The 21,348-nt window shown below is 42.0% G+C and carries 24 protein-coding genes, 3 tRNA genes and 1 riboswitch; of the genes, 21 read left to right on the forward strand and 6 right to left on the reverse strand.

Going from position 1 to position 21,348, the window contains the following annotated elements; translation table 11 throughout:
- Positions 1 to 16: 16 nt before the first annotated feature.
- Positions 17 to 583: an elongation factor P gene (efp, locus tag AAGD16_RS01795; protein WP_010390517.1), complete on the forward strand. Its 567-nt coding sequence runs from the start codon at positions 17 to 19 to the stop codon at positions 581 to 583.
- 61 nt (positions 584 to 644) lie between these two features.
- Entirely contained in the window at positions 645 to 1,619 is a 975-nt protein-coding gene (gene epmA / locus AAGD16_RS01800) for an elongation factor P--(R)-beta-lysine ligase (protein WP_215521910.1), read from the forward strand.
- A gap of 101 nt (positions 1,620 to 1,720) precedes the next feature.
- Here the strand turns inward: epmA and AAGD16_RS01805 are convergent, their stop codons facing one another.
- Positions 1,721 to 3,820 (reverse strand): TonB-dependent receptor, encoded by a 2,100-nt coding sequence (locus AAGD16_RS01805; protein WP_290191421.1) that lies wholly within the window; start codon positions 3,818 to 3,820, stop codon positions 1,721 to 1,723.
- A gap of 102 nt (positions 3,821 to 3,922) precedes the next feature.
- Here AAGD16_RS01805 and AAGD16_RS01810 point away from each other — a divergent pair, with 102 nt between their 5' ends.
- From AAGD16_RS01810 to AAGD16_RS01845, 8 genes are all read left to right on the forward strand, one after another.
- Positions 3,923 to 4,321: a thioesterase family protein gene (locus AAGD16_RS01810; RefSeq protein WP_008465083.1), complete on the forward strand. Its 399-nt coding sequence runs from the start codon at positions 3,923 to 3,925 to the stop codon at positions 4,319 to 4,321.
- Positions 4,322 to 4,447: 126 nt separating this feature from the next.
- Positions 4,448 to 4,846 (forward strand): META domain-containing protein, encoded by a 399-nt coding sequence (locus AAGD16_RS01815; RefSeq protein WP_013463956.1) that lies wholly within the window; start codon positions 4,448 to 4,450, stop codon positions 4,844 to 4,846.
- Positions 4,847 to 4,946: 100 nt separating this feature from the next.
- Positions 4,947 to 5,053, forward strand: a riboswitch (TPP riboswitch).
- 142 nt (positions 5,054 to 5,195) lie between these two features.
- The gene (gene thiC, locus AAGD16_RS01820; protein WP_013463957.1) at positions 5,196 to 7,148 is read left to right on the forward strand and encodes a phosphomethylpyrimidine synthase ThiC; all 1,953 of its coding nucleotides are present in this window, start codon (positions 5,196 to 5,198) and stop codon (positions 7,146 to 7,148) included.
- A 103-nt stretch (positions 7,149 to 7,251) separates the two neighbouring features.
- Positions 7,252 to 8,253 carry an FAD-dependent oxidoreductase gene (locus tag AAGD16_RS01825; RefSeq protein ID WP_013463958.1) on the forward strand — a complete coding sequence of 334 codons (1,002 nt, stop codon included), beginning with the start codon at positions 7,252 to 7,254 and terminating at the stop codon, positions 8,251 to 8,253.
- A gap of 7 nt (positions 8,254 to 8,260) precedes the next feature.
- Positions 8,261 to 8,455 carry a sulfur carrier protein ThiS gene (gene thiS, locus AAGD16_RS01830; protein ID WP_013463959.1) on the forward strand — a complete coding sequence of 65 codons (195 nt, stop codon included), beginning with the start codon at positions 8,261 to 8,263 and terminating at the stop codon, positions 8,453 to 8,455.
- A gap of 4 nt (positions 8,456 to 8,459) precedes the next feature.
- A complete protein-coding gene (locus tag AAGD16_RS01835; protein ID WP_013463960.1) occupies positions 8,460 to 9,251 on the forward strand; it encodes a thiazole synthase in 792 nt (263 codons plus the stop codon).
- A 12-nt stretch (positions 9,252 to 9,263) separates the two neighbouring features.
- Complete coding sequence (thiE, locus tag AAGD16_RS01840) at positions 9,264 to 10,790, forward strand: thiamine phosphate synthase (RefSeq protein ID WP_215521913.1); 1,527 nt, start codon at positions 9,264 to 9,266, stop codon at positions 10,788 to 10,790.
- Positions 10,774 to 11,553: a HesA/MoeB/ThiF family protein gene (locus tag AAGD16_RS01845; RefSeq protein ID WP_377113277.1), complete on the forward strand. Its 780-nt coding sequence runs from the start codon at positions 10,774 to 10,776 to the stop codon at positions 11,551 to 11,553. The genes thiE and AAGD16_RS01845 overlap by 17 nt, the downstream gene beginning before the upstream one ends.
- A 109-nt stretch (positions 11,554 to 11,662) precedes the next feature.
- Here the strand turns inward: AAGD16_RS01845 and asd are convergent, their stop codons facing one another.
- Together asd and rsgA are read right to left on the reverse strand one after the other, a co-directional pair.
- A complete protein-coding gene (asd, locus tag AAGD16_RS01850; protein ID WP_016900290.1) occupies positions 11,663 to 12,529 on the reverse strand; it encodes an archaetidylserine decarboxylase in 867 nt (288 codons plus the stop codon).
- A gap of 14 nt (positions 12,530 to 12,543) precedes the next feature.
- Positions 12,544 to 13,602, reverse strand: coding sequence for a small ribosomal subunit biogenesis GTPase RsgA (rsgA, locus tag AAGD16_RS01855; protein ID WP_013463964.1), 1,059 nt, complete (start codon positions 13,600 to 13,602; stop codon positions 12,544 to 12,546).
- Positions 13,603 to 13,724: 122 nt separating this feature from the next.
- Between rsgA and orn the strand changes: the two genes are divergently transcribed.
- The 4 genes from orn to AAGD16_RS01875 all read left to right on the forward strand — a co-directional run bounded on the left by orn (position 13,725) and on the right by AAGD16_RS01875 (position 14,985).
- The gene (gene orn, locus AAGD16_RS01860) at positions 13,725 to 14,270 is read left to right on the forward strand and encodes an oligoribonuclease (protein WP_028834530.1); all 546 of its coding nucleotides are present in this window, start codon (positions 13,725 to 13,727) and stop codon (positions 14,268 to 14,270) included.
- A 174-nt stretch (positions 14,271 to 14,444) separates the two neighbouring features.
- A tRNA-Gly gene (locus tag AAGD16_RS01865) sits at positions 14,445 to 14,520 on the forward strand.
- A gap of 207 nt (positions 14,521 to 14,727) precedes the next feature.
- Positions 14,728 to 14,803 (forward strand) — tRNA-Gly (locus AAGD16_RS01870).
- 106 nt (positions 14,804 to 14,909) lie between these two features.
- Positions 14,910 to 14,985, forward strand: a tRNA-Gly gene (locus AAGD16_RS01875).
- Between the two features lie 148 nt (positions 14,986 to 15,133).
- On the opposite strand, the gene AAGD16_RS01880 is transcribed toward AAGD16_RS01875, so the two are convergent.
- The 3 genes from AAGD16_RS01880 to AAGD16_RS01890 all read right to left on the reverse strand — a co-directional run bounded on the left by AAGD16_RS01880 (position 15,134) and on the right by AAGD16_RS01890 (position 16,524).
- Positions 15,134 to 15,562: a secondary thiamine-phosphate synthase enzyme YjbQ gene (locus AAGD16_RS01880; protein WP_024601659.1), complete on the reverse strand. Its 429-nt coding sequence runs from the start codon at positions 15,560 to 15,562 to the stop codon at positions 15,134 to 15,136.
- A complete protein-coding gene (locus tag AAGD16_RS01885) occupies positions 15,559 to 16,026 on the reverse strand; it encodes a chemotaxis protein CheX (protein WP_013463966.1) in 468 nt (155 codons plus the stop codon). The genes AAGD16_RS01880 and AAGD16_RS01885 overlap by 4 nt, the downstream gene beginning before the upstream one ends.
- 63 nt (positions 16,027 to 16,089) lie before the next feature.
- Complete coding sequence (locus AAGD16_RS01890; RefSeq protein WP_013463967.1) at positions 16,090 to 16,524, reverse strand: transcriptional repressor; 435 nt, start codon at positions 16,522 to 16,524, stop codon at positions 16,090 to 16,092.
- Positions 16,525 to 16,616: 92 nt separating this feature from the next.
- Between AAGD16_RS01890 and AAGD16_RS01895 the strand changes: the two genes are divergently transcribed.
- From AAGD16_RS01895 to AAGD16_RS01925, 7 genes are all read left to right on the forward strand, one after another.
- The gene (locus tag AAGD16_RS01895; protein WP_008115498.1) at positions 16,617 to 17,237 is read left to right on the forward strand and encodes a MarC family protein; all 621 of its coding nucleotides are present in this window, start codon (positions 16,617 to 16,619) and stop codon (positions 17,235 to 17,237) included.
- Positions 17,238 to 17,360: 123 nt separating this feature from the next.
- A complete protein-coding gene (dusA, locus tag AAGD16_RS01900; RefSeq protein WP_036955956.1) occupies positions 17,361 to 18,293 on the forward strand; it encodes a tRNA dihydrouridine(20/20a) synthase DusA in 933 nt (310 codons plus the stop codon).
- Between the two features lie 236 nt (positions 18,294 to 18,529).
- Entirely contained in the window at positions 18,530 to 19,210 is a 681-nt protein-coding gene (locus AAGD16_RS01905) for a PspA/IM30 family protein (RefSeq protein ID WP_377113284.1), read from the forward strand.
- A 10-nt stretch (positions 19,211 to 19,220) separates the two neighbouring features.
- Positions 19,221 to 19,427 (forward strand): PspC domain-containing protein, encoded by a 207-nt coding sequence (locus AAGD16_RS01910; protein WP_013463970.1) that lies wholly within the window; start codon positions 19,221 to 19,223, stop codon positions 19,425 to 19,427.
- Positions 19,428 to 19,437: 10 nt separating this feature from the next.
- The gene (locus AAGD16_RS01915) at positions 19,438 to 19,764 is read left to right on the forward strand and encodes a hypothetical protein (RefSeq protein WP_016900286.1); all 327 of its coding nucleotides are present in this window, start codon (positions 19,438 to 19,440) and stop codon (positions 19,762 to 19,764) included.
- Positions 19,765 to 19,842: 78 nt separating this feature from the next.
- Positions 19,843 to 20,352, forward strand: coding sequence for a copper chaperone PCu(A)C (locus AAGD16_RS01920; RefSeq protein ID WP_377113288.1), 510 nt, complete (start codon positions 19,843 to 19,845; stop codon positions 20,350 to 20,352).
- An 8-nt stretch (positions 20,353 to 20,360) separates the two neighbouring features.
- Positions 20,361 to 21,347, forward strand: a complete 987-nt coding sequence (locus tag AAGD16_RS01925; RefSeq protein WP_377113291.1) for a DUF2333 family protein — start codon at positions 20,361 to 20,363, stop codon at positions 21,345 to 21,347.
- The last annotated feature ends 1 nt before the right edge of the window (position 21,348 follow it).

The raw sequence follows: 21,348 nt of genomic DNA on the forward strand, positions 1-21,348 counted from the left end.
ATAAATAGAGGAAACGATGGCGAATTATAGCACCAACGAGTTCAAGGGCGGCCTAAAAATTATGATGGACGGCGAACCTTGCAGTATCTTAGAAAATGAAATGGTAAAACCGGGTAAAGGCCAAGCGTTTAACCGTGTTCGTATCCGTAAGCTTATCTCTGGCAAGGTACTTGAAAAAACCTTTAAATCGGGTGAATCGGTTGAAGGTGCTGATGTAATGGATACCGATTTAGCGTATCTATACACAGACGGTGAATTTTGGCATTTCATGAACAACGAAACATTTGAACAAATCGCTGCTGATGAAAAAGCACTGGGCGATGCTGGCAAATGGTTAGTTGAAAACGATGTATGTACTATTACATTATGGAACGGCAGCCCAATTGCTGTAACTCCACCAAACTTTGTTGAGCTTGAGATCACTGAAACCGACCCTGGCCTTAAAGGTGATACAGCAGGCACGGGTGGTAAACCAGCAACGCTTAGCACAGGTGCTGTAGTACGTGTTCCATTATTCGTACAAATTGGCGAAGTAATTAAAGTAGACACTCGCAATGGTGAATACGTAAGCCGTGTTAAGTAAGCTGTAACACGCCTTATTAATTAAATCCCGGCTTAAGCTGGGATTTTTTTTTGGAGAAAATATGTCAGCAGATCTTTGGGCGCCGAGTGCCAGCATAGATACACTCAAGCAACGAGCAGCGATTATGCGCAGCATTCGTGAATTCTTTTATGCTCGTAATGTAATGGAAGTCGAAACACCAAGTTTAAGTGCTGCCAGTGTAACCGATGTGCATTTAGCCAGCTTTGATACTACATTTGTGGGCCCAGGTCATGCTGGTGGGCTTTCCCTGTTTTTGCAAACATCTCCAGAGTTTGCGATGAAACGCTTGTTAGCGGCCGGCTCAGGCGCTATTTTCCAGCTTTGTAAGGCATTTAGAAATGAAGAAGCGGGCAGTCATCACAACCCTGAATTTACAATGCTCGAATGGTATCGTCCTGGGTTTGACGAATTTGCTTTAATGGATGAAATAGATGAGTTGATGCAGCTTATTCTTGAGGTTGCGCCTGCAGAGCGGATTACCTACCAACACGCATTTGAACGCACGCTAGGGCTTGATCCATTAACTGCCTCTATCACGCAGCTACAACAACTCGCATGCGAACATGGCTTTGCTGATATTGCTAAAAACGAGACTCATAAAGATACCTTACTGCAATTATTATTTTGTATGAAAGTAGAGCCGACTATTGGTCAAGACATCCCCTGTTTTGTGTATCACTTTCCCGCATCGCAAGCGGCACTTGCACAAATCTGTGAGCACGATCAGCGAGTTGCAGGGCGCTTTGAGCTTTATTATAAAAATATGGAGTTAGCCAACGGCTTTAATGAACTCACCAATGCCAAAGAGCAAGCAAAAAGGTTTAACCAAGATAACGCCTACCGCGCTGCTAGTGGCTTAAAACAAGTACCTATGGATACGCGTTTAATTGCCGCATTAGAGCATGGTTTAGAGCAATGTGCGGGGGTTGCATTGGGAATTGATAGATTAGTGATGCTAGCAACCAATAAGCAAAAAATAAAAGAGGTGATTGCGTTTGATGTGGCAAGAGCTTAAAGCAGCTAATAGCTTAAAGCGGTCAGCTATCAGATAAAAAAACACCGCGTTTGCATTAAACGCGGTGTTTTTTATTCTCGAACTGACAACTGGTCGCAGTATTACAAATTAAGCGTAAACGTAACACCGGCTACGCGAGGCTCGCCTAATTGTGTGTAAGTTTGGGTTGCGTAACCATCTAACGGGTTGTTGCCAAATTCAAAACCGCGAGTTGGAACGGTTTCATCAAACACATTACGTGCCCATGCGCGTACAGCCCACATATCGGCTTCGTAACCAAGGCTTACATTCACTAAGTTTGTGTTTGGAGCTTGTGCATTATGGCTATCGGAGAAGTAATAATCATCTTTACCTTCAACACCTAACATAGCATATAACTCATCAGTAACATTGTAGCGTGCACTAAATGCATATTGATATTTAGGCGCTTGTGCTTGCTCACGACCGTCTTGATTTAAACCAGATTTAGTAACAAAGTCATTAATTTTAGTGTCTAAGTATCCGGCACTTCCGGTAATAAATAAGTTTGGTGTTAGTTGATAGCTGCCTTCAATTTCAAGGCCATAGTTACTGCCAGAGCTGGCATTGGCGACATAACCGGTAAATTGTTGTTCTGATACTTGCCACGACTTTAATTGAATATTATCGCGGTGCATATAAAACGCCGCTAAGCGCAGGGTAAACTTATCATCCAATGAGCTGCCTTTAACACCAAACTCACCACTCCATAAGTACTCTGGATCAAAGCTAGTATGCTGTTTGAAAAAATCAGCATCCAAACTTAACCCTTCATCTTTTGCTTTTGCTAGCGCTTCTGAATTAATCCCACCGGCTTTGTAACCGCGCGTGATACTGGTATAAATCATGGTGCGGTCAATAACTTGGTATTCAAGTGCAACCTTGCCACCGAGCATAATATCGTCAGTTTCTTCAATAAAACCGTTACTATCTGTGTAATCACCTTGATATTGCTCAACACGTAAACCGGTAATAAGCGTAGTTTTTGGGCCTATTGCTGTGGCTAATTGGCCATAAGCTGCCATGTTATTGGTTTCATAGGTTGAGGCAAATGGATTGGCTAACCATGTATATTGACGCTCAAGGTCAACATCGCGGTTTTGATAGTAAATACCCGCCACCCAATTACCTGTTTTGCCATTAAACTGCAGATCGAGCGCTTGATCATCACGATCGCGGCTATAAATATCTGTTGAGCTATAACCATCTGGGTGCAGACCGGCAGCACATAATTGCGGCTTACTTGTATCGTTACATACCCAGTCTTCATCAAAACTATAAAAAAGCTCAGTATCAATGGCTGAAAGGTTTAAGCTGACATCAAAGGCGTCAAAACCGGTGTAAGTATTATTAAGGCCAACAGCATAGCTTTGTTGGTTATCTTCGCCCGGTTGATCAGCAAGACTGTTGCGAGAATTATCAAGGGTAAATGCATCATAACCGTTATTGATATCGATATAGTGCAGGTTTAGCTCTGAATTTAAATGAGCTGTGAGTTGGCTATTTAATTTAAAGCGGGCAACTTGTTCATCTTGGTTTTGCGTTTCATCATTTAAATAGAGGTTGTTTACGTAACCGTCAGATTTTCTGCGAAAGTAGCTAACGCGTGCACTGGTATCATCGGTTAAACCTGTGCTAGCAGCAACGCCTGCTTCATGGCTGTTATAAGTGCCAGCACCTAAATGTAATTTTAAACTAGGATCGCTGGTTGCATTAGCTGATTGCATTTGAATCATACCCGCCATGCCATCGGCGCCAAAACGTGTACCTTGTGGACCACGGTAAATTTCTACTTGGTCAATATCAAATAATAATGAGCTGCCACCAAGGCCAGAATAATTTATACCGTCAATCACTAAACCGACAGATGGGTTAATTGGGTCGACGAATTGTGAACGAAGTCCCACCCCTCTAATTTGAATATAACGTCCGCGCGAGGCGCCTGAAGCAAAATTCACATTTGCAGCGCTTGCTAGCATTTCATCTAAATAAGTAGCCCCTCTGAGATTTACTTCATCTTCAGAAAATAAACTTGCGCTGGCACTTAACGTTTGAATGCTTTCTTTTTGAAAGTCACCAGTAACAATGATTTTCTCTAGGTCGGTGTCATCTGCATTGGCGTAGATTGGGGCACCGAATAGTGGTAATAACGTGGCTGTAATTAAAGACAAACGTAAATTCATTAGGTTACTTAACTCCATTTTAGGGACTTGTATGGTAGCAATTATTTCAACACTTGTGCTATAAACGCGGCAATTATACGTTAAATAATTTGGATTACTAATATGACCTTTAAAGTAGACTTTAAAGTGCGTGACTACGAGTGTGACCTACAAGGTATTGTAAATAATAGTGTTTATTTTAATTATCTGGAGCACGCTCGTCATGAGTTTTTATACGCACAGGGTGTTGATTTTGCACAACTTGCCAAAGATAAAATTAACTTAGTGGTACTTCGCAGTGAAATGGATTACAAGCAGTCTTTAAAGCCCGCGGATGAATTTTATGTAGCAGTAGAGCCAGTACGCATTAGTCGCCTTAAATTTGCGTTTAAACAAACGGTAGTTCGCAAATTAGACGAAAAAGTGATGCTCAATGCCTTAGTAATAGGTACGTCGGTTAACGAGAAAGGTCGTCCATTTTTACCACCACAGATAGATAACTTATTCCAAGCAATTGCTTAATTCCAAATAGCACTGCTTTTAAACTAGCTTAGAACAAAAATTTACATTTAAAACATGCATTTTTAACGGATAAACCTGACAAATATTGATACTATTACATTAATTAGACAATAAGTTAGTAGTAACATGAAATTAGCAGCAATACCGATGCTTGTAATCGGTTTATGTGTTGGTTGCGCATCAACAGGGACAGTTACCACTGAGCAGCTAAAATATACACAATGGCAATTATCAAAGGTTGATGGTTTGGCTATTCCCGCATCTTTTAAAGCATCAATGAGCTTTATAGAAGCGCTACAAATAAATGGCTTTGCCGGATGCAATAAGTTTTTTGGTGAAGGTTCGCTTGAAGATAGCAGCTTGAGCGTAAGTAAATTAGGTATGACACGCAAATCATGCGGCCCTGAACTGGATGAGTTTGAACAGCAGTTTTTACAAGCGCTTAAGCAAGGTGCCGAGCTTAACCTGCAAGACCAAAAATTGGTGATGCAAGGCGAGCAAAAATTTGTGTTTATCCCTAAGTAAATTTTACACATTTTGAAAAACAGCCCCTTGCAGGGAATTTTCAACTGGCGTACACTCATAGCAGATTTGATTAAAACATTATCAAATCAACGAACAATTTAACTACTTGTCGGAGTGCCTAAGTTTTATTTAGGCTGAGATCGCGAAAGCGGGATCCGTGAACCTGATCAGGTTAATACCTGCGTAGGGAACAAGCTGCCTAAACGGGACGCTTGTGCGTCTTTTTTTATGCGTACAACAAAATCAAACCCGTCAATTTAGGCTGCAAAGTGGCATAAAGCTACTTTACGATCTTTCTCTATTCCATTGGAATATCTGGCAAGACAACCCTTAAGCAATGAGGTAAGTCATGTCAAACACTACAAACAAATCGTCGCGCCGAGAAACTCGTGCTGCTGCATCTGACTATATTTATAACCTAACGGGTCAACCATTTCCAAGCTCTCATAAAGTGTATGTTGAAGGAACCCAGCAAGGCGTGCGTGTGGGTATGCGCGAAATAACATTAAGCGATACATTCATAGGTGGCACAGATGAAAACCCTGTGTATGAGTCAAATGAGCCGCTGCGTGTTTACGATACATCTGGCCCGTATACCGATCCTAATTTTGAATTAGATGTACGTAAAGGGCTTGATAAATACCGTGAGCAGTGGATTGAAAGCCGTGGTGATACTGAAGTACTTGAGTCAGTTACCTCACAGTTTGCGCAGCAGCGTATGGCTGACGATGGGCTTGATCATATTCGCTTTGAGCATTTACCAAAAATTCGCCGTGCAAAAGCGGGTAAAAACGTAACGCAAATGCACTATGCCCGCCAAGGGATAGTTACCCCAGAAATGGAATATGTAGCGATACGTGAAAACATGGGGCGTGCGCAAATACGTGAAGAGCTTCTCGCGGCACAACATAAAGGGGAATCGTTTGGCGCGAGTATTCCTGAGTTTATTACTCCTGAATTTGTGCGTGCTGAAATAGCGCGTGGTCGCGCTATTTTACCTAACAATATTAATCATCCAGAAACCGAACCTATGATTGTTGGTCGCAACTTTTTAGTTAAAGTTAACGCCAATATAGGTAATTCATCAGTGGGTTCATCCATTGAGGAAGAAGTTGAAAAAATGGTGTGGTCAACCCGTTGGGGTGCCGACACCGTAATGGATTTATCAACTGGGCGCTACATTCACGAAACCCGCGAATGGCTAGTGCGTAATTCGCCAGTCCCTATTGGTACTGTACCCATTTATCAGGCCCTTGAAAAAGTAAATGGCGTAGCTGAAGACTTAACGTGGGAAATATTTCGTGACACGCTGATTGAGCAAGCCGAGCAAGGTGTTGATTACTTTACTATTCATGCTGGTGTACTGCTGCGCTATGTGCCTATGACAGCAAAACGCGTAACAGGCATTGTATCGCGCGGTGGCTCTATTATGGCTAAATGGTGCCTAGCTCATCACAAAGAAAACTTTTTATACACGCATTTTGAAGATATTTGTGAAATTTTAAAACAATACGATGTGTGTTTTTCATTAGGCGATGGCCTTCGCCCAGGCTCTATTGCTGATGCTAACGATGAAGCGCAATTTAGTGAGCTTCGTACCTTAGGCGAACTGACTAAAATAGCTTGGAAGCATGATGTACAAGTGTTCATAGAAGGCCCTGGGCATGTGCCTATGCATATGATCAAAGCCAATATGGAAGAGCAACTTAAACATTGTGACGAAGCGCCCTTTTATACCTTAGGCCCACTCACCACAGATATTGCACCAGGGTATGACCATATAACCTCAGGGATTGGGGCTGCGCAAATAGCTTGGTATGGCTGTGCCATGCTGTGTTATGTAACACCGAAAGAACATTTAGGTTTGCCAAATAAAGAAGACGTTAAAGAAGGCCTTATCACCTATAAAATTGCTGCTCATGCCGCCGATTTAGCCAAAGGTCACCCCGGTGCACAAGAGCGAGACAATGCTTTATCAAAAGCACGCTTTGAATTTAGGTGGCACGACCAATTCAACATTGGTTTAGACCCTGTTCGCGCTCGTGAATACCATGATGAAACACTGCCGCAAGAATCAGGAAAAGTAGCCCACTTTTGCTCCATGTGTGGTCCTAAATTTTGTTCGATGAAAATAACCCAAGAAGTACGTGACTACGCCAAAGATCTAGAAGCGCGCGGTATTGATCCTAATAACGTGGGTGATGCCATTGAAATCAAAATGGTTGATGTAGAGGCCGAGATGAAAGCTAAATCTGAAGAGTTTAAACAAACAGGCTCAGAGATTTACCATAAAGCAATATAAAATAGGTTGCGAGTTGCGAGCATCGAGTAGCGAAATGTTTATCTTAACATCTTGTTGCTCGAAGCCAGAGACCCGCAGCTCGCAGCTAAATGTAGGAGTGTTTATGTTTTATGACATTGCTGTGGTGGGCTTTGGTTTAGCGGGGCGGTTGGCGGCGCTTGAGTTAAGTAAGCAGCACCGTATTACTGTATTTGAAGCTGATGACGAGCATACTCAAAATAGTGCGGGTAAAGTGGCGGCGGCTATGCTGGCACCACTAGCTGAGTCGGTTATGTGTGAACATGATTTAGCACTATTGGGAGTAGATTCTATTGCTCGCTGGCCTGCTATTTTAGATGAGTTAAACAGTGAGGTGTTCTTTCAACAGCAGGGCACCTTAGTGGTTGCTCACCCGCAGGATAAAGGCGACTTACAAAGTTTTGCACAGCGAATAAAGCCGTTACTAAATTTTAGTGCCAAAGCGGTTAATACGCAGCAAATAGCGGATTTAGAACCTGAGCTTACAGGGCGTTTTAATCAAGGGCTATTTTTATCCGGTGAAGCGCAAATAGATAACCAAGCCTTTTATAAAGCCAGCTTTAGGTTGCTAAATAAGCGCAAAGTAAAGTTTGTGTTTAATCAACGCGCCAGCATCTTTGATAATAAAGTGAATAATCGAGAGTTTGATTACATTATTGATTGCAGAGGGCTTGGAGCCAAACAAGATCAGCCACTTCGAGGCGTGCGCGGGGAAGTGGCAAGGTTATACGCCCCTGAGGTTAACTTAACGCGGCCTGTGCGTTTAATGCATCCGCGTTACCCTATTTATATTGCACCTAAACCTAATCATGAATATGTCATAGGGGCAACGGAGATCGAATCGCAAGATACAGGTCCTGCAACTGTGCGCTCAACCCTTGAACTATTATCAGCGGCCTACACTGTTCATAGTGGCTTTGCCGAAGCGCGATTATTAAATATTCAAACAGGCTTACGCCCAGCGTTTAGCGATAATCGCCCACAGGTAAAAAAAACGAGCAAGGTTATCAGTATCAATGGCTTATATCGCCACGGCTATATGTTGGCACCCGCGCTTGTGGCACAAGCATTATCGCAAATAGAGTGAGTATTAAATGAACATTACAATTAATGGTGAGCCTTTAAATGTGACTAGCCATGCGCTGCTGGAAATAGTAAAAAACGTGGGTGCGATGGCGCCTTATGCCGTGGCTGTAAATGGAGAGTTTATTCCTCAGAGTCGCCATAGCCACGTTGTTATAAATGAAGGTGACAGTATTGAGTTATTGTCACCTATCCAAGGTGGATAGTGCTATGCAAAGCAAAGACTGTTTAACAATTTATGGTGAACCAATCAATAGTCGCTTGTTAATTGGATCTGCGTTATATCCGTCACCAGATATCATGACGCAATCGATTAAAGCCTCAGGTGCTGAGATAGTCACCGTGTCACTTAGACGACAACAAAACGCGGCGGCAGGGAATGATTTTTGGCAATTAATTAAAAACACCGGTTTAAAAATACTGCCTAATACTGCCGGATGCCACAGCGTCAAAGAGGCTATTAACCTAGCTAAAATGTGCCGAGAAGTATTTGCTACCGATTGGATAAAACTTGAATTAATAGGCGATGACTATAATTTACAGCCCGATCCCTTTGCATTACTTGAAGCCACAAAAATATTGATTGATGATGGGTTTAAAGTACTGCCTTATTGCACTGATGATTTAGTGCTGTGTCAGCGCTTGAATGGATTAGGCTGTGAGGTGCTAATGCCGTGGGGCGCGCCTATTGGCACCGGTAAAGGATTGTTAAATAGTTATAATTTAAAAACCATTAGAGAACGCCTGCCTAATACAACATTAATTGTTGATGCCGGGTTAGGTTTACCATCGCATGCCTGCCAAGCACTTGAATTAGGGTATGATGCGGTATTATTAAATTCAGCCATTGCAGGGGCGGGTTGCCCAGTGACTATGAGCCGTGCATTTAAAGCTGCGGTAGAGGCAGGGCGCTTTGCATACAATGCCAAAGCAATGCCCGAAAAAGACGTTGCAACCCCCTCAACCCCAACAATGGGTATGCCATTTTGGCATCAGCAGTAAGGAAATAAAAATATGACAAACGTAGTGTGGACAATTGCTGGCTCTGATTCTGGCGGCGGCGCGGGTATTCAAGCCGATATTAAGGCAATGCAAAGTTTTGGTGTACATGCTTGTACAGCAATCACCGCGCTTACCGCTCAAAATAGCTTAGGTGTAGAGGCTATTAATGCAGTGTCTACCGATATTATTGAATCTCAGTTGCTTGCACTTGAAAAAGACATGAAAGCCAAAGTGATAAAAATTGGCATGCTTGCCAATGTGCAGCAAATTCAGTTAATTAGTGAGCACATAAGCCACTACAAAACCAAATGGCCAACGCCGCCGGTTATTGTGTATGACCCTGTTGCTATTGCCTCAAGCGGTGACTTACTAACAGAAGAAGACACCGTAAGCGCGATAAAAGAATGTTTACTACCGCTGGTAGATGTAATTACCCCAAATACCCACGAAACACAGTTATTAACGGGTGTGTATTTAATTGGCCCTGCAGCGATTAAAGAAGCGGCGAGTAAGCTGATGGCGTGGGGCGCAAAAGCGGTGGTGATTAAAGGCGGACATTGGGATTACCCAAGCGGGTATTGCATTGATTACTGCACACAAAACGCTGAAGACTATTGGCTAGGTAATGAAAAAATTCAAGTTCCTCATAGCCATGGTACAGGGTGCAGTATGGCGTCAGTAATTGCTGCGTGTCTTGCAAAAGACTATCCGTTAAAAGATGCGTTTATTTTAGCTAAAGCCTATATAAACCAAGGTTTAAAGCAATCAGTTCGCTATGGCGAGGGCATAGGGCCAGTCGCACAAACGCAGTTTCCTACCGATTTAGCACATTACCCTCAGGTGATTGAACCGGGTAGCTGGTTAGGTGATGAGTTGGATTTTGATGTGCCGCTTGATTTTAATATGGCTGCTGATTTTGCAGCCTGTGAAAGTAAAAAGCTTGGCCTCTATGGTGTGGTTGATAGCATTGAATGGCTAGAAAAGTGCTTACAGCAAGGAATTAAAACAGCTCAGCTTCGTGTTAAAAATAAAACGCAGAATGAGCTAGATGAACTGATTGCCAAAGCGGTCACTTTGGGTGAGCAGTATAATGCGCAGGTATTTATAAATGATTACTGGCAACTTGCCATCAAACATGGCGCCTATGGGGTGCATTTAGGACAAGAAGACTTAGAGAGTGCAAACTTAGTTGCTATAAAAGAAGCAGGCCTGCGACTTGGTCTCTCTACCCATGGGTTTTATGAAATGCTACGCGCGCATAATTATCGCCCAAGCTACATGGCGTTTGGTGCTATTTACCCAACGACGACCAAAGACATGACTGGCCAGATACAAGGGCTTGAAAAGCTAACTCGGTTTGTGCCATTAATGCAAAGCTATCCTACAGTGGCTATTGGCGGAATTGATTTAAATAGGGCGCAAGAGGTTGCTAAAACGGGCGTGGGCAGTGTAGCCGTGGTACGTGCTATTACCGAGGCTGATGATTATGTAGAGGCAATCAATACCTTAAAATCGGTGATAAATGAGAATGCCTGCTAACATGCAAACGCAGCAGCTCAGCGACAAAGAAACCTTGCGTTATAGCCGCCATATATTACTTGATGAAGTGGGGCTTGAAGGGCAGTTAACGCTGAAACGCTCAACGGTTGCCGTAGTTGGCGCAGGTGGCTTAGGTAGTCCTGCGCTGCTGTATTTAGCGGCAGCTGGCATTGGGTCGCTTATTTTAATTGATGACGATGTAGTTGAACTGTCTAACTTGCAGCGCCAAGTGCTCTATAAAGTAAATCATTTGGGGCAAAACAAAGTTCGCGCGGCTGGAAAAGTGCTTGTGAGCCTTAACAATCAAATAAATATAATAACCCACACTCAAAAGCTGGATGATACCAACAGTGCGTTGCTCTTAAAAAACGCCGACATAGTGCTTGATTGCTCTGATAACTTTAGTACCCGTTATGCGGTTAATCGCTATTGCATTGCTAATAACACTAGCTTAATTACAGGGGCTGCGCTGGCAACTCAAGGGCAATTAATGGGGTTTGATTTTAGGCAAAGTGACAGCCCATGTTACGGCTGTGTTTTCCCTCAAAGTAGCGATGCACCGGTTATAAATTGTAGTAATGCCGGGGTAATTAGCCCTTTACTTGGGATTGTTGGGTCAATGCAGGCACAATTAACCCTCAATATGTTGTTAGGTCATTTTAAGGGGAATGTGTTTATAACGCTTGACGCATTAAGCTTAAAGCAACAGCATTTTAAGATGACTAAGGATTTAGCGTGTAAAGAGTGTGGCGGGTATGAGTAATGAAAAGCTTGGCTTTTAACGTGAGTAAGCTCTCCGTCTACAAGAAAAAAACACCGCGGTTATTGAAAATAAACGCGGTGTTTTTTTAAGCTCGAACTGACACTACCTATTAATCATCAATTTTTGCAAAGGCAGTGCCTAAACGAGTAACTACCTCTGGGAGTTGATCGTCTAATATTTCTGCTTTGTTCGCACCCCATGCGAGCACAACCGTTGAGCCTAATTTAAAGCGACCCATTTCTTCCCCTTTCTTAAGGGTGATCGCGTTTTCGCCTTTAGTTGGGTAGTTCCAGCTAAACACATCACTGCCAGCTGGTGGAGTCACTGTGCCAGCCCAAATAGTTTCTATGCTGGCAACAATGGTTGCGCCTACTAAAACCATAGCTAGCGGGCCAATTTCAGTTTCAAAAATAGCCACTACACGCTCGTTACGGGCAAATAAATTTGGTACGTTTTGAGCGGTAAGTGGGTTTACTGAAAATAAATCGCCCGGTACATAAATCATTTTGCTTAGCGTGCCATCAATTGGCATATGAATACGGTGGTAATCTTTTGGGGCTAAGTAAATAGTTGCAAATTTACCGCCTAAAAACGGGGTTGTGTCGTCTTGTGATCCACCTAACAATGCTTGTAAGCTGTAATCGTGGCCTTTAGCTTGAATAAGTTGACCATCAACAATGTCGCCTAGTTGGCTAATTGCGCCGTCTACTGGATGAATAATAATATCGTCATCTTCAACCATAGGACGCACACCGTCTTTTAACGGACGGGTAAAAAATTCATTAAAGCTTTTGTAATGAGCCGGATCTGAATATTTAGCTTCGCTCATATCTATTTTATATTGTTTAATAAATAATTTAATTAATGTGGTTGTTAACGCACCGGCTTTTGCTGCAGCAAGTTTACCTACCACACGAGAAATAAAGTGTTTTGGCATGGCATACTGCATGGCGATTTTAAATTTATCTAAACTCACAGGTTATTCCCTTATTATACGCGGGGCGCACGAGCGCCTGCACGGCCATCGGCCATGGTTTCTAAAATACGGTGGTAGCTTTCAAAGCGTAATTTTGAAATATCGCCATCGGCTACCGCTTGTTTAATTATACAGCCCGGATCGTTTAAATGTTTACAATCTCTAAACCGGCATCCGCCTATAAATTCTCTAAATTCTTTAAAGCACCAAGTGACGCGTTCAACATCTAAATGCCATAGGCCAAATTCACGAATTCCCGGTGAGTCAATTAAATTACCCCCACTCGGTAAATGATGAAGGCGCGATACCGTGGTGGTGTGCTGGCCAAGCCCGCTGTTTTCAGATACTTCTTTAGTCAAAATTTCAGCATCCGGCAGTACAGTGTTAACTAAGGTAGATTTACCCACGCCACTTTGACCAACAAAAATATTATTTTTGCCCGCAAGTACTTCTTTTAACTCATTAATGCCTTCGCCAGTTATATTACTAACTAGCAGCACCTGATAATTAAGCTTACGGTAAATGTCGAGGATTTGTTGTATTTCGTTTAAACCAGCTTCATCAATTAAATCAATTTTATTCAGTACTAAAATGGGTTCGATACCCATGTCTTCACAGGCAATTAAATAGCGGTCAATAATGCTCGGGGTAAACTCTGGCAGTACCGCTGAAACCATTAAAATTTGATCAATGTTAGCGGCAATCACTTTAACCCCATCATAAAAATCGGGGCGCGTGAGTTGTGAACGGCGCTCTTGAGTTGCTTCAATAACACCCGCTAAATCACCTTCACTTACTTTTGCACGGCGAAACAATACTTCATCGCCGCAAACCAAGTTCGATACGGTACGACGAATATTACAACGTAATACATCACCGTTTTGTGTTTCTACATCGGCATGTTGTCCAAAGCGGCTAATAACAATCGCATTTTCCACTTGACCTAAATTATCTGTTTGCCATTCTTGCGCGCCGACTTTTGCCGGTTTTGTATCGGCATTCGATAAGCGCTTTTGATGATTGGCCTTGATCCTACGGGATTGGCCTTTACTTAATTTTTTCTGTTTTGCCACTTGAGGCCTATAACCTGAGTTAAATGCCGAGTTTGCCAAAAAAAGCTTTAGCTCGACGGTTGATGCTAATATGATATATCGAAATGCGTTGGATCTAAAGAAAAGCACCGTTTAAGGTAATTATGACTATTAATAAATCAAATTTAATTTGGCTCGATCTGGAAATGACCGGACTTGAACCAGAGACTGACAAAATACTTGAAATTGCAACTGTTGTCACTGACGCTGATCTGAATATATTAGCCGAAGGCCCAACCATTGCCATTCATCAAAGTGATGAACTACTTGATGGTATGGATGAGTGGTGTACAACTCAGCATGGCAAATCAGGGCTTACAGCGCGTTGTAAGGCAAGTACTTTCGATGAAGCTTATGCCGTTGATCAAACCCTCGCGTTTTTAAAGCAATGGGTGCCAGCGGGTGCTTCACCTATGTGTGGTAACTCGATTGGCCAAGACCGTCGTTTTATGAATAAGTATATGCGTGAGCTTGAAGACTTTTTTCATTACCGTAATTTAGATGTAAGTACCATTAAAGAACTTGCTCGTCGTTGGAAACCAGATGTATTGGCTCAAGTGAATAAAAAAGGGTCACATTTAGCGTTAGACGACATTAAAGATTCGATTATGGAATTAAAGGTTTACCGAGAAAAGTTTTTTAATTTATAAAAAATACTTGCAAAGCACCCTAATTATTGTAGAATCCTGCCCCGCTCAAGACGATAACCCCCGCGGGGTTAGTGTGTTTGAGCTTTGACTTTTGAATGCGGCACTAGCTCAGTTGCCAGAATGTTGAACGCGCCCTGTCGCGCACCAATGGACGAATTACTGACTATTTTGAATGCGGCACTAGCTCAGTTGGTAGAGCGCGACCTTGCCAAGGTCGAGGTCACGAGTTCGAGCCTCGTGTGCCGCTCCAATTTCTCACCAAAGAAATTGTAGTTCAAGATGAAAAGTTAAAATTGATATAATGCGGCACTAGCTCAGTTGCCAGAATGTAGGACGCGACCTGTCGCGCACCAACGGACAAATTACTGACTATTTTGAATGCGGCACTAGCTCAGTTGCCAGAATGTAGGACGCGACCCGTCGCGCACTAACGGACGAATTACTGACTATTTTGAATGCGGCACTAGCTCAGTTGGTAGAGCGCGACCTTGCCAAGGTCGAGGTCACGAGTTCGAGCCTCGTGTGCCGCTCCAATTTCTCACCAAAAGAAATTGTAGTAGAAATAAAGATTCAAGATGAAAGGCGAAAGGAACAAGGTTTAATTTTGACAGAACCTAGGACCTAGAATCTTCATATAATGCGGTACTAGCTCAGTTGGTAGAGCGCGACCTTGCCAAGGTCGAGGTCACGAGTTCGAGCCTCGTGTACCGCTCCAATCTTATTTACTTTCCAGATATTCATTTTCAAATAGCAAACAATAATCCACATGTGAATCATTATAAATTTAATTTATATAATTTTTATTAGATTTGAAGTGCTCAATGGATGCGAACGATCTGTGTTGTAAAACCTAAAACCTAGCTCTAAAACGTTTCGCCTTGCAAAGTGGCAATAATACGCCTAGCCCCGCCATGGTCGCGATGTTCGCCTAAGTATATTCCTTGCCAAGTCCCCAGCGCTAATTGACCATCATTAATAGGTATCGTTAACTCGCAACCTAAAGTGCTGGTTTTGATATGAGCAGGCATATCATCATCGCCCTCATAGTCATGACGATAATAAGGCTGGCGCTCAGGTACAAACTGATTGAAGTGGCTTTCCATATCCATACGCACGGTCGGATCAGCATTTTCATTAATGGTTAAGCTGGCAGAGGTGTGTTGAATAAATAAGTGTAATAAACCTATTTTTAGTTGGCTCAGCTGTGGGAGTTTAGTCAGTATGTCGTTATCAATTAAGTGAAAGCCCCGCGAGCGAGGCTTTAATGTAATCGTGGTTTGCGACCAGCTCATAGCTTATCGAAGCTCACTTCAATGTTTGCATTACCTGCATCACTGGTAAATGGCATAATAATTTTTTTGCCGTCACTTTTATGCGTAATAGTATGGTTTTTACCAGACACAACAATGGGGGTTGCCATGGCAAAGTCATAGCCTTTTTCACCTAATAGGTTTTTAGCACCACCGGTGACCATATTGGTTATTTCGCCGACCATGTCAGTGACTTCTTCATTTACGCTGTCAGGTCGCTCACCTAACATACGTTCCATTATAGTCAGCGCTAAACTTTCGTCGAAGGTTATTGAAAATGAACCGCGAGTTTGGGGGCCAACCATACCAATTAATCCCGATACATCACCACAGGCTACTTCATCGGTTTTAATGCGAGGTTTACCTGGTTTTAACTGAGTTTGAGCCATGGTGCTCAATACATTCATCAAAGAAGATAAAAAGGGATTAATGAACTCTACATTCATATTATATATCCTTAAATTGGTACTGATAGAGGGTATACGTAAAGTATAGCTATAGTCGCTCAGCTATGCTCGACAAGCGTCACATTTACCGTGTGCTTCTATGGTTTGCCCAGAAACTACAAAGCCACTTTCGGCTGCTAAGTTATTGAGCTCATGTGAAATTACTGTTGAATGCAGCTCTTTAACAAACCCACATGTATCGCAAATTAGTAATTGAACAGGATGAATATGATCAAAGTGATGACACAACATGAATGCATTAGTGCTTTCAATTTTATGAATAAAACCGAGTTCTGCTAAAAAGTCTAAAGCACGATAAATTGTCGCAGGTTTTGCGCCTGTTTCAGTGACTTTTAATTGCTCTAGCAAATCGTATGCACCCACACCACCTTGAGCGCTTGCTAATAAACGAAATACCTTTTCGCGAATAGGTGTGAATCGCGCACCACGGTTGTCGCATACTTGTTTTGCTTTACTTACGAGTGATTCTATATTCATCTTCTCTCATCCTTACTTTGCCGTGATATACTAACATACTGTATTGTAGTTGCAGCGTTTTATTAACCGCTTTTGTGAAAAGGTATTCATTAATGCATGAACTATTAGCCATATTTATTTTCTTTTTTGCAGTTATCGATCCAATCGGCACAATTCCGGTTTTTATCGCCGTAACTCGGGGTGATGACGACAAGTTTAAGCGTAAAGTAATTTTTAAAGCAGTGGGTGTATCTGCTTTAGTACTGTTATTTTTTGTGGTTGCCGGTGAGCAATTACTCAATGTGATTGAGATTCCACTATCGGCATTTCAAATAGCCGGTGGATTGATCTTATTAATTTTTGCACTCTCCATGACGTTTGGTGAAAGTAAACCCGAAGCTGAAATTAAAAGTGTTCGCGATAGCACTGAAACCGCTATTTTTCCGCTGGCTATACCCTCAATTGCAAGCCCAGGCGCTATGTTAGGTGCGGTATTAATGACGCGTAATGAAGAATATACTTGGGTTGAACAAATGATTACCTCATCAATGATGCTGGCCGTTTTAGTGGTGGTACTTATTTTGTTATTACTTGCTACGCATGTACATAAAATAATAGGTGATAGTGGGGCAAGTATTATTAGCCGAATTATGGGGTTAATTTTAAGCTCAGTCGCAGTAACGAATATTTTAAATGGTATCGCACAATACTTTGGCTTGCAGGTGTTTGCTTAATATTGCTGCGCATGGGGCTTTTGTGTAAAATGCAGCGCCTTTTAAGCTGTGCTTAAATTATAAATTTTTGAGGACTACATTTTGGATAAACGTACTTTAAATCGACGCTTTAGCGTGGCCCCCATGCTCGATTGGACTGATCGCCATTGTCGTACGTTTCATCGTAAAATGACAAAGCACACCGTGCTCTACACTGAAATGATCACCACAGGTGCTATTTTGTTTGGCCGTGGTGACTATTTGCACTTTAATCAACATGAAGGCCCAGTAGCGCTGCAGCTGGGGGGCTCAGATCCGCAAGCGCTAGCACAGTGTGCCAAGCTTGCAGGTGAGCGCGGTTATGATGAAATAAACCTTAACGTAGGTTGCCCATCAGATCGTGTGCAAAATGGGCGTTTTGGTGCCTGTTTAATGGCAGAGCCCGAGCTTGTGGCAGAGTGTGTTGCTGCAATGAAAAGTGAAGTCAGTATTCCTGTTACGGTAAAAACGCGCATTGGTATTGATGAGCAAGATTCCTATGAATTTTTATGTGCGCTTATTGAAGCATCGCATAAAGTAGGCTGTGATGATTTTATTATTCATGCCCGTAAGGCATGGCTAAAGGGGTTGAGTCCAAAAGAAAATCGCGAAGTTCCTGAGCTTAACTACCCCCGTGTTTACCAGCTTAAAAAAGATTATCCACAACTTGATTTAAGTATTAATGGCGGTGTTAAAACCATTGAGCAAAGTCTTGAGCATTTACAGTACATAGATGGGGTGATGGTTGGGCGAGAGGCTTACAGTAATCCATTTATGCTAAATGAAGTGGATGAAAAAATATATGGTGACGCTGCTAATACTCAGTCACGTCATGATGTTGTGCGCTCTATGTATGATTACATTGAAGAAGAGATGCGTTTAGGCGCTAACTTTTGGCATGTTGCTCGCCATATGTTGGGTATTTTTCAGGGACAACCCGGTGCGCGTGGTTTTAGACGCCATTTATCTGAAAATGGCCATGGCAAGCAAGCTGATCTAAGTGTTATGGATAAAGCACTAAGTTACGTACCCGAATAACAGATCCTCTGTATAGAAAAAAGCCACCTCAGGTGGCTTTTTTTGATCCCAAATTTTGGTCAAAAGTTTAATTTATTAGCCAATTCGACTTAATTTCATTCAGTGGCGAGTCATTAATTTACCTACTTAAAATAACTTAACCACATGATATTTAATGAAAATAAAACCATTTTAAGTTGTTGGCATAACTCTTGGAATCCTGTTGATGTATAAATAAAAATCATCAGGAGAATAACATGGGCATATTTAACCGCGTAAACGACGTCATTCAAGCAAATATTGTAGCTATGCTTGATAAAGCAGAAGACTCAGAAAAGTTACTCAATTTAATGCTTACTGAAATGCAAGAAGCGCTTAATGAGTGTCGTAGTACGGCAGCTGCACTTTTATGTGAAGAAAAGAGCATTAAACGTCAAATAAGTAACAAACAGCAAGCGATCGCAAATTGGCAATTAAAAGCTGAGCATGCTGTGACAAAAAAACGTGACGATTTAGCTAAATCAGCATTAGCCGAAAAACACACAGTTGAACAAAGCATAGGGTGCTTGCAAACGCAGCTTGAAACATTGCAGCAATCAATTGTAAAAATCACTGAAGACTGCGAGCGCTTACAGCAAAAAATGACGCAGGCAAAAGCAAAGCAAGCACAACTTGCAAAGCGTGAAAACGTAGTTGAGGCAAGGGCAAAAATAAATACGCAACTACAAAGCGATAAAGTGGCTTTTGCCTTATCACGATTTGAGCAAGTAGAGCGCCGCGTTGAAAGTGTAGAGTCGCAAGTTGAAGCGTATGAGCTCACAGATACTGCGAGCAATACAGCTATGCAAATTGAGTCACTGGTTAAAAATGAAAAAATTGATGCAGAACTGGCTAGTTTAAAAGCAAGTTTAAATACTGCTAAGAAACAAACAGCTTAAGGAGATTGTTATGAATAGTTTTAATACACACCGTCGTTGGTACAAAAATACGCTTAACAAAAAAATATCAGGCGTCTGTAGTGGGTTAGCTTACCGACTAGACTTTCCGGTATGGTCTACTCGCTTAGTGACTGTTTTATTATTTTTAAGTTTTCCGTTTGCAGTGGCGCTAGGTTATTTAATTGCTCACTGTTGCCTTGAAGAAAAAGCAGTGTAAGGAGAGTAGCATGAAAACATTCGCCGTGTGCCTAGTTATTGTTGCGTTGTTTTTAATTAATAGCGGTTCAATTATTCACTTTGATGTGTGGCAGTTTCCGCTATGGATCTCAGATATTAGCTGGACAGGTATAGAGCTCATTGGTGCATTAGTTGCTATTATCGTTGTTATTGCGATTGTTGCTTTAGTGACGATGGGGTTAGTTGGCGCGGCGATGGTGGCACTGGCTGGTACTATTTTAGCTTTTTTATTCGGATCATTGATGATTGCTTGGCCGTTATTGTTTGTAGCAGGGCTGTGTTGGTTAATCGCAGATAACAAAAAAGTCGTCTCTTGAGCTTAAATTAGCTGCCTAACATAGGGGAATTATGATAAATTTAAACTATATTTTTTTGTTTTAACAAGGATTTTACTGATGATTAAACAATGTATTTTGATAGCAAGTGCATTAATGGTGGGTGTTTTTTCGTCTTCGTTAATGGCGCACGAAGGACATGAACACGATAGTGTTGTTGCGCAGCTACAAGTAACACATGCGCAAGTAAGAGAGTTTTTGCCGGCAACCAAAGCCAGTGTGGCTTACTTTAGTATTAAAAACCACAGCAATGTACCAGCAACGTTGACTAAAGGGACAATTGATGGCCTAGGGCGTGTTGAAATTCATGAGCACGTTCACGCTGACGGTATGATGAAAATGCAAAAAGTCGAATCATTGCTTATTAAAGCTCACCAACAACTCGATTTTAAGCCAGGCAGCTATCATTTAATGGTGTTTGAACCACAAGAACCGTTAAAAGTAGGTCAAGAACGTAAACTCACGCTATATTTTGAAGACGGGAACCGAGTATTTACCAATGCAAAAGTCGTTTCGTTAGCCTCACAAGCAGAGCCGGTAAAAGCATCGAAAGATCATAGTCATCATTAGGAGGATAAATGTCACAGCATAAAGGAAAAATAATAACGGCACTGGTACTGTTATTTGTCGTGTTTTACGCCATTGCAGTGTACTGGAGTATAGAGCCTTCACGTTTTGATGTTGTGCAAAATGCTAAGCAACAAGCGCAGCAACGCAGTGAAAAACTAGTCACAGGTTATGTAACAACTTCAACACTCATCACTGTAGCTGATACGCTTTTAACTAAATCAGGCGGTTACTTATCAAATGATGTGCTACCACCGAGCGTAATAATGGACAATATGCCGGCCTGGGAGTATGGTGCGCTGGAAATGGTGCGTGATTTAGCGTTGTCTATTCGAAAAGATTTTAGCCGCTCACAATCGCAATCAACTGAACACGAAGCGCTCAAAAAAGCTCAGCCACAATTTAATATCAGCTCTGAAGCATGGGCATGGCCAAGTGCTGAGGGTGAATACCAAAAAGGAATTGATTATTTAATGGTATATCGTTCTCAAATAGCCAATCAGCATGAGCGCGATAGCCAATTTTACTCTCGTGCAGATAACCTACGCAGTTGGTTAAAAGAAGCTGAAAAGCGTTTAGGCAGCTTAAGTCAGCGTTTAAGTGCAAGCGTGGGTCAAGATAAGGTTAACACTGACCTCGCCGGTAACTCTTCAAATACACAGGCCACCTATACGCCTTTACAACAACAAATAAAAACATCATGGTGGGAAATTGATGATGTATTTTATGAGTCACGTGGGGCCACTTGGGCTTTACTGCACTTTTTACAGGCGGTTGAATATGATTTTGCCGATGTGCTTGATAAAAAGAACGCCCGTGTCAGCTTGCAACAAATTATTCGCGAGCTTGAAGCAACCCAAGAAACGGTATGGAGCCCAATGATTTTAAACGGTAATGGATTTGGTTATGTCGCCAACCATTCACTTGTTATGGCAAATTATATTTCTAGAGCCAATGCGGCACTAATTGAACTTAGCGAATTATTAGCGCAAGGATAAA

The sequence above is a fragment of the Pseudoalteromonas sp. M58 genome (assembly GCF_042604605.1).
Taxonomy (GTDB): Bacteria; Pseudomonadota; Gammaproteobacteria; order Enterobacterales; family Alteromonadaceae; genus Pseudoalteromonas; species Pseudoalteromonas tetraodonis.

Bases quoted from the DNA above. Each gene is read 5' to 3' on its own strand.
- efp (WP_010390517.1), top strand. From the start codon at position 17: ATGGCGAATTATAGCACCAACGAGTTCAAGGGCGGCCTAAAAATTATG.
- epmA (WP_215521910.1), top strand. From the start codon at position 645: ATGTCAGCAGATCTTTGGGCGCCGAGTGCCAGCATAGATACACTCAAG.
- AAGD16_RS01805 (WP_290191421.1), bottom strand. From the start codon at position 3,820: ATGAATTTACGTTTGTCTTTAATTACAGCCACGTTATTACCACTATTC.
- AAGD16_RS01810 (WP_008465083.1), top strand. From the start codon at position 3,923: ATGACCTTTAAAGTAGACTTTAAAGTGCGTGACTACGAGTGTGACCTA.
- AAGD16_RS01815 (WP_013463956.1), top strand. From the start codon at position 4,448: ATGAAATTAGCAGCAATACCGATGCTTGTAATCGGTTTATGTGTTGGT.
- thiC (WP_013463957.1), top strand. From the start codon at position 5,196: ATGTCAAACACTACAAACAAATCGTCGCGCCGAGAAACTCGTGCTGCT.
- AAGD16_RS01825 (WP_013463958.1), top strand. From the start codon at position 7,252: ATGTTTTATGACATTGCTGTGGTGGGCTTTGGTTTAGCGGGGCGGTTG.
- thiS (WP_013463959.1), top strand. From the start codon at position 8,261: ATGAACATTACAATTAATGGTGAGCCTTTAAATGTGACTAGCCATGCG.
- AAGD16_RS01835 (WP_013463960.1), top strand. From the start codon at position 8,460: ATGCAAAGCAAAGACTGTTTAACAATTTATGGTGAACCAATCAATAGT.
- thiE (WP_215521913.1), top strand. From the start codon at position 9,264: ATGACAAACGTAGTGTGGACAATTGCTGGCTCTGATTCTGGCGGCGGC.
- AAGD16_RS01845 (WP_377113277.1), top strand. From the start codon at position 10,774: ATGAGAATGCCTGCTAACATGCAAACGCAGCAGCTCAGCGACAAAGAA.
- orn (WP_028834530.1), top strand. From the start codon at position 13,725: ATGACTATTAATAAATCAAATTTAATTTGGCTCGATCTGGAAATGACC.
- AAGD16_RS01880 (WP_024601659.1), bottom strand. From the start codon at position 15,562: ATGAGCTGGTCGCAAACCACGATTACATTAAAGCCTCGCTCGCGGGGC.
- AAGD16_RS01885 (WP_013463966.1), bottom strand. From the start codon at position 16,026: ATGAATGTAGAGTTCATTAATCCCTTTTTATCTTCTTTGATGAATGTA.
- AAGD16_RS01890 (WP_013463967.1), bottom strand. From the start codon at position 16,524: ATGAATATAGAATCACTCGTAAGTAAAGCAAAACAAGTATGCGACAAC.
- AAGD16_RS01895 (WP_008115498.1), top strand. From the start codon at position 16,617: ATGCATGAACTATTAGCCATATTTATTTTCTTTTTTGCAGTTATCGAT.
- dusA (WP_036955956.1), top strand. From the start codon at position 17,361: ATGCTCGATTGGACTGATCGCCATTGTCGTACGTTTCATCGTAAAATG.
- AAGD16_RS01905 (WP_377113284.1), top strand. From the start codon at position 18,530: ATGGGCATATTTAACCGCGTAAACGACGTCATTCAAGCAAATATTGTA.
- AAGD16_RS01910 (WP_013463970.1), top strand. From the start codon at position 19,221: ATGAATAGTTTTAATACACACCGTCGTTGGTACAAAAATACGCTTAAC.
- AAGD16_RS01915 (WP_016900286.1), top strand. From the start codon at position 19,438: ATGAAAACATTCGCCGTGTGCCTAGTTATTGTTGCGTTGTTTTTAATT.
- AAGD16_RS01920 (WP_377113288.1), top strand. From the start codon at position 19,843: ATGATTAAACAATGTATTTTGATAGCAAGTGCATTAATGGTGGGTGTT.
- AAGD16_RS01925 (WP_377113291.1), top strand. From the start codon at position 20,361: ATGTCACAGCATAAAGGAAAAATAATAACGGCACTGGTACTGTTATTT.